Annotated in this window: 6 protein-coding genes and 1 pseudogene; 1 reads left to right on the forward strand and 6 read right to left on the reverse strand. The window is 63.8% G+C overall.

The window, feature by feature from the left end; genetic code table 11:
* Positions 1-468: 468 nt before the first annotated feature.
* The 6 genes and pseudogenes from ACUVTU_RS12925 to ACUVTU_RS12950 all read right to left on the reverse strand — a co-directional run.
* Positions 469-1,638 (reverse strand): annotated as a pseudogene (locus ACUVTU_RS12925) (aldehyde ferredoxin oxidoreductase C-terminal domain-containing protein); the annotation flags it as partial.
* A 15-nt stretch (positions 1,639-1,653) separates the two neighbouring features.
* Positions 1,654-2,358 (reverse strand): aldehyde ferredoxin oxidoreductase N-terminal domain-containing protein, encoded by a 705-nt coding sequence (locus tag ACUVTU_RS12930; RefSeq protein WP_445890366.1) that lies wholly within the window; start codon positions 2,356-2,358, stop codon positions 1,654-1,656.
* Between the two features lie 136 nt (positions 2,359-2,494).
* Positions 2,495-3,457: an ABC transporter substrate-binding protein gene (locus ACUVTU_RS12935; protein WP_445890367.1), complete on the reverse strand. Its 963-nt coding sequence runs from the start codon at positions 3,455-3,457 to the stop codon at positions 2,495-2,497.
* A gap of 189 nt (positions 3,458-3,646) precedes the next feature.
* Positions 3,647-4,288: an ABC transporter permease gene (locus ACUVTU_RS12940; RefSeq protein WP_445890368.1), complete on the reverse strand. Its 642-nt coding sequence runs from the start codon at positions 4,286-4,288 to the stop codon at positions 3,647-3,649.
* Positions 4,285-5,388: an ABC transporter ATP-binding protein gene (locus tag ACUVTU_RS12945; RefSeq protein WP_445890369.1), complete on the reverse strand. Its 1,104-nt coding sequence runs from the start codon at positions 5,386-5,388 to the stop codon at positions 4,285-4,287. The genes ACUVTU_RS12940 and ACUVTU_RS12945 overlap by 4 nt, the downstream gene beginning before the upstream one ends.
* Positions 5,389-5,450: 62 nt before the next feature.
* On the reverse strand, positions 5,451-6,101 hold the full coding sequence (locus tag ACUVTU_RS12950) for an ABC transporter permease (RefSeq protein WP_445890370.1): 651 nt from the start codon (positions 6,099-6,101) through the stop codon (positions 5,451-5,453).
* Here ACUVTU_RS12950 and ACUVTU_RS12955 point away from each other — a divergent pair.
* The coding region (locus tag ACUVTU_RS12955; RefSeq protein WP_445890371.1) for a hypothetical protein at positions 6,078-6,300 on the forward strand (223 nt) is incomplete at its 3' end. The two genes, ACUVTU_RS12950 and ACUVTU_RS12955, sit on opposite strands and share 24 nt — an antisense overlap.

The following is a 6,300-nucleotide window of genomic DNA, read 5'->3' on the forward strand; positions in this document are numbered from 1 at the left end:
GGCCCGCTGCCGCGGCCTCGCCGGGTGCTGCAGCCGGTGCTCCGGACGGGCTCGCACGGGATTAGCGCACCCGCGTTATCGGCGTGAGCCACAGCGCGGCGTGGCAGTTATCCGAAGCGAGCGACTTGCGGAGCGCCGTTAACGGCACAGGCGCGGCGAGGTCGCCGCACCCGCGGCGCGAGTGGCGAGGCCAAAGCTATGCCGCAGCTGAAGCGAAACTGAGGTGCACTGTGCCCGGCATAGGAAGGCAAATGGTCCCATGCCGCATACGAGCGCCGCGCTGGTGCGGTCCGCAGCCGCGCCGTCTTGCCGTCGGCGCTTTAGCCACGGAGCGAGCGCGGATACTGCCGCGCCAGGTATTGCCGCCTGCGGGTGCGTATCCTGTTCTCGCACGGGATGCGCACCCGCATGTGTTCCACCCAAACGAGCCCGCTCGCAAACAATGCCGGCGCGGCAGTATCCGCACAATCACATTGCGGCAATAGTGGCGACATCTTCGCTGCCATCCAGCCCGGCCAGGCCCAGCTCCCGCTGCCGGGCCGGGCCAATCGTACCGTTGGCCTCCCAGCCCATCAGTGCATAAAACTCTTGCAGCATAAAATCCAGGCGCACCACCTGGCCCCGGCAGGGCCCTTCGGGCACCGGCTCGCGCAGGAACTTCTCCGGCAGCCGGTCATCCCGCCCGCTGGCCCCGCAGCGGAAGTTGAACAGCCTCTCCGCGTTCACAATGCGTTCGCCCGCCGCCAGCAAATCGGCCCCGCTCACCGGCTCCCCGGCCAGAGCCGCCACCACCCGGGCGGTTTCCACCAGGTCGAAGTCCAACAGCATGGCCTGAACAGGAATGCGGCAGATGCCCAGAGCGTCTAAGGCCGCACTGGCGCTCATACACTGTTTGACCATGCGGGCCTTGCCCTCCTCGCTCAGCCGGTCGCCCGCCTGTTCGGTACCGTAAGCCTCCCGGGCCTGCTGCGGGGTGTAGGCGTACTCGGGTTTGGCATAAACCTGATTGAAATCGGCGCCGCGGGGCAGCACGGCGTAGCCCAGGGCGCTGCCTTTAAAGCCCCGCGGGTCCATGATGGGCAGGGCCAGCCCTTTGACGTGATAGGCGTACTTCTCCGCCCCCCGGCCAATGATGGCCGCCGCCTGCGCCATGCCCCGGGAAAGAGCATCGCCCAGCCAGGTGCGCCGGTAGACCATGCGCCAAAGCAGCTCCTCCATAGCCGGCACATTGCCCCAGGTCAGCTCCAGCCCGCCGGTATCCTCGCGGGTTAAAATGCCCCGCTCGTAAAGGTCCATGGCAAAGGCCACCAGACAGCCGGCATCGTAGCTGTCAATGCCGTATTCATCACACAGGTTGCACAGGTAGATGCTCTCCCGCCCGTCGGCATTGCCGCAGCGCAGGCTCCACATGGACAGGGGCTCGTATTCGCCCCGGTCGCCCACAAAACCGGCGTGCCGCCCCTGGTCCAGCCGCACAAAAGCCCGGCAGTGCACGGGGCAGTTGTAGCAGGCATGGCGCCCGATGACCAGGTGCTGGTAGGCCGAGCCGCAGGCGGTATCCACGCCGTCAAAGGTCACCTGGTTAAAATTTTTCACCCCGGCTGCGCCCAGGCGCACGGTCCAGGAAACGCTGCTGGCCGAACCTTCTTTAGTCTACTCCTCCCAGCAGGGCAACGCGCGCAGTTTGGCCACAAATTCCTGCACCGCCTGCCCGGCCTGGGGGGAAGCGGGCGGCACGCGGGGCGCAGTGGGGATGACCACCGCTTTCAGGTTCTTGGAGCCCATCACGGCGCCCATACCGGTGCGGCCCGCCGCGTGCCCCACCGCCGTGGCCACACAACCCAGAGCCGACAGGTGTTCCCCGGCCGGGCCGATCAGCACAGCTTCCGCCGCCTCACCCTCCCGTTCTTTGAGCAGCCGGCGCGCCGCATGGGTTTTCTGTCCCCACAGCGCGGAGGCATCTTCAATGCTCACCCGCTCCTCCTCCAGGCGGATATATACCGGCCGCGCCGCCCGGCCCGTGATCACCAGGGCCACAATGCCCAGCGCCCCAAGGCGCGCTGCAAATTTGCCCCCGCCGTTGGAAGAACCGATCAGACTGGTGAGTGGCGAGCGGGCGGTCAGGTGCAGCCGGCCCGTGGTAATCATGCGGCTGCCGCCCAAAAGCCCGGGCGCCAGCACCAGGATGTTCTCGGGCGCCAGGGGCTCCACCCGACCGGACAGATAGCGCAGCAAAATGTATGCGCCCAGGCCCCGCCCGCCCAGAAAAGCGCGCAGCACTTCCTCCGGACAGGGCCGGCGCCTGATATCTCCCGTGCTCAGGTTTACATAAACCAGATCGCCTTGAAAAATGCCCATGGGCTTACCTCCTCCCAGGTGAGTTACAGCCGGCTGCTCAGGCGCGGCCGGCTGTTTGTTCGATTAAGTGTAATTCCCTGTCCTACCCGGCAGGTCCTCCTGAACAATAGCGCCCAGGATGCATACCGTTGCGGGCTTAACTAATCAACCCTTTGGCTTTCAGGAACTCTTTGGACACTTCCTCCACGGTCTTCTTGTCCACATCCACCTGCTTGTTCAACTCCATGATGGTGGCATCATCCAGTAGCGAGCTCAGCTTCTTCATCTGCTCGGGCAGCTGCGGGTAGGCGTCGATGATCTCCTTGCGGAAGACCGGGGCGGCGTTGTACACCGGGAAGGCCTTCTTGTCGTCTTCCAACATCACCAGGTCGTAGGCCTTGACCCGAGCATCGGTGGTGAAGGCCAGGCCGGCCTCGGCCTGCTTGGCCTTCAGCGCTTCATAACCCACGTTGAGGGCGGCATTGATCAGGAGCTTTTTGGGATACTTGAAACCATAAACCCCTTCGAAGTGGGCCAGGCCGTCCGGGCGCTCGTTGTACTCCTGGGTGCTCACAAAGCGGATGGGCTCGCCCTTCTTGATCTGCTCAATCAGTTCCGAGGTCTTGGTCAGGTTGTACTTCTGGGCGATATCCTTGCGCACCATGATGCCGTAGGTGTCATTGAGCGGCGCGTAATCCAGCCAGACCAGGCCGTTCTTGGCATCCCACTCCTTGACCAGGGTAAAGCAGGCCTCTTCATTGAAGCTGGGTTCGTGCTTCATCACGTTGATCAGCACCGTGCCGGTGTATTCCCAATAACCGCTGATCTGTCCGGATTCCAGGGCCGGCCGGATCACCGCCAGCTCACCCAGACCCACTTTGTTTTCCACGGGATAGCCCAGGTGCTGCAGGTACTGGTAGGTGAGCGTGCCCAACAAAAGCGCCTCGGTGAAGGTCTTGGAGCCGATCACAATAGTGGGTTTCTTCTCGCCGCCCGCATTGCTGCCGGTGGCGGCTTTGTCGGCCGGCTGGCCGCTCTGGCTGCCGCCGCAGCCCACCGCGCTGACCAGCAGGGCCAGCACTAAAAGGCCCAGCAGGCTGTACCGTAAAAATTTTTTCATAGTCCTACCCCTTTCTCATGTTTGGTTGGCCAGGTTCCCCCATCTTACACTGTGCTGTCGTCCAGTTTTTAGCCGGCTTTTTCCTCCGGCTCTTGGCTGTGCGGCCCAATGCGGTCAATCTCCGGCAGTCAACTCCAGCTGCTGCAGTAAGCGGCCTTCTCCCACCCCCTTTATATCTTCATCCAATGATCAGGCCTCCCGGGCGGGCGGTGCCACCCGGTGTTCCAGATAGCCCAGGGCCCGGTCCAGGAAAATGGCCAAAAGCGCCCCCAGACCGGCTCCCACCAGCAGGAACTCGGGCCAGAACATGTTCAGACCGATCAGAATTAAATCGCCCAGACCGCCCCCGCCGATGTAGGCGGCCAGCGTTCCCACACTAACCACATAAACCGTGGAGGTGCGAATGCCGGCTAAAATCACCGGCAGGGCCAGGGGAATTTCCACTTCCCAGAGCACCTGGCGCTGGGACATGCCCATACCCTGCGCCGCTTCTTTCACCTCGGGGCTCACCCCGTTCAAACCGGCAATGGTATTGCGGGCAATGGGCAAAAGAGCCTGCACCACCAGCGCCACTATGGTAGGCTTTAAGCCCATGCCCAGAAAGGGCATGGCCAGGGCCACGATGGCCAGGCCGGGCACGGTCTGCAAAAGGTTTAAAACATTGAGCACCACTACCCCCAGGGACCGGTAGCGCGGCCGGGTGAGCAAAATGCCCACGGGCACCGATACGGCCACCGCCAGCACTACGGCCACCAGCACCATGAAGCAGTGCACCAGCAGGGCTTCGGGAGCCCGGTGGAAAAAGGCTTCCTGAAAACGCTCCCAGCTCATAGCCCACCCTCTTTTCGACAGGTGTATTGCCGGATCTCCTCCAGGGTGATCACACCCGCCGGCTGCTCACCGTCCAGCACCCCCAGGCAATCCCGGCCCAGTTCCAGCATCAGCGACAGGGCGTCGCGCAGCAGGGTGGTGGCCTGCACCAGCGCCTCCCGCCCCTGTTCCAGTTGCCGCTCCCAGTCGGTCCCGGCCAGCGCCCCGGCCGGCGCAAAGGCCGCCGGCCGCCCGGCCTCATCCAGCATAAAGCACCCCGCTGCCCGCTGATCCGCTACTTTCTCCCCGGCCCGGGCCCATTCCGGCCGGGTTACCGTGACCGCCCGGCGCTGCACCAGCTTTTCCACCGGGAACAGGCTGAGCAGCTTGACCGCCCGGTCGTAGCCAATGAAGTCGCGCACAAAATCGTTGGCTGGCCGGGTGAGGATCTCGTAGGGCGTACCGTACTGCACCAGCCGACCCTGGTTGAAAATGGCTATTTTATCGCCCATCTTGATGGCTTCGTTGATGTCGTGAGTAACAAAGCAGATGGTCTTTTTCATTTCCCGCTGCAGGCGCAAAAACTCGTCCTGCAGGTAGTTGCGCACCACCGGGTCCACAGCGCCGAAGGGTTCATCCATGAGCATCACCGGCGGGTCCACGGCCATGGCCCGGGCCACCCCCACCCGCTGCATCTGACCACCGCTGAGCTGGGCGGGGTACTTGTGCCGGGTGGTTGCCGGGTCCAGTCCTACCAGGGCCAGCAGCTCATCCACCCGCTGGCTGATCTTTTCTTTGGGCCAGCCGTACAGGCGGGGCACGATGGCAATATTTTCGGCCACCGTGCGGTGGGGCAAAAGGCCAATCTGCTGGATGACATAGCCAATGCCCATGCGCAGCCGGTCCGGATCGCTTTGGCGCACATCCTGGCCGTCAATCAGCACGGTGCCCGAAGTGGGCTCGATCATGCGGTTGATCATGCGCAGGGTGGTGCTCTTGCCGCAGCCCGACGGCCCCACAAAGATGCAGGTTTCACCCTTTTCTATCTTCATGGATAGCCGGTCCACCGCCGGCACCTGCTGCCCCCTGTAAATTTTGGTCACTTCGATTAGTTCAATCAAGACTGCCGCCTCCTTTACCAAGCGTCATCCCGGGGCACGGCCCGGACTGGCCGCCGCATCCTCTAACCGCGGCGCACCCGCAGGCCGCGGGGTACCAGCATTCTCTCCACCACGCCCAGCAGCCCGTCCAGGACAATGGCAATGGCCGCCACCAGCATGGCCCCCACCACAATCATCTCAATATTGAAGCGGGTCAGCCCCTCGGAGATCAGCCGCCCCAGATTCCTTTCGCCAATGTAGGTGGCCACGGCGGCAATGCCCGTGGTCATCACCGCAGTGATGCGGAAACCGGCAAAAATCACCGGCGCAGCCAGGGGTAGCCGGATCTCGCGCATGATCTGCCAGTAGCTCATACCCATGCCCCGGGCGGCTTCAATGACACTGGGGTCCACGCCCTTGATGCCCTGGTAGACGTTGCGCACCAGGGGCATCATAGCGTAGAGCACCAGCGCCACCAGGGCGGAGCGCCGCCCCAGGCCCAGAAAGGGGATGGTGACCATGACGGCAAACAGCGAGAGGCTGGGCACGCAAAAGATGGTATTGGCTATCCCCAGCACCCGGTTGGCCCACTTCTCCCGGCCGGTGATCAGCACGCCCACGGGCACCCAGAGCAGCAGGGACAGAGCCACGGCCCAGAGCACCAGCGTCAGGTGGTTCTGGCCGTATTCCAGGAGCAGCGGGGTGTTTTTTTGCATGAACTGGATGTACTCCACAAATGCACCTCCCGTATCTTCATTAAGCGGGTGCGCATCCGGAAGCGGGTGCGCATCCGGAAGCGAGTGCGCATCCGGAAGCGGGTGCGCATCCGGAAGCGGGTGCGCATCCGGAAGCGAGTGCGCATCCCGTGCTCGCCCGATCTGCGCACCGGGCAGCACCGGCGGCTCGGCCGCGGGCGGGCCGGGCCGCCCCGGA

It is taken from the genome of Desulfurispora sp. (assembly GCF_052744395.1).

Excerpts from the sequence above, each read along its gene's own strand:
- ACUVTU_RS12930 (WP_445890366.1), bottom strand. The coding sequence starts at position 2,358 with ATGGGCATTTTTCAAGGCGATCTGGTTTATGTAAACCTGAGCACGGGA.
- ACUVTU_RS12935 (WP_445890367.1), bottom strand. The coding sequence starts at position 3,457 with ATGAAAAAATTTTTACGGTACAGCCTGCTGGGCCTTTTAGTGCTGGCC.
- ACUVTU_RS12940 (WP_445890368.1), bottom strand. The coding sequence starts at position 4,288 with ATGAGCTGGGAGCGTTTTCAGGAAGCCTTTTTCCACCGGGCTCCCGAA.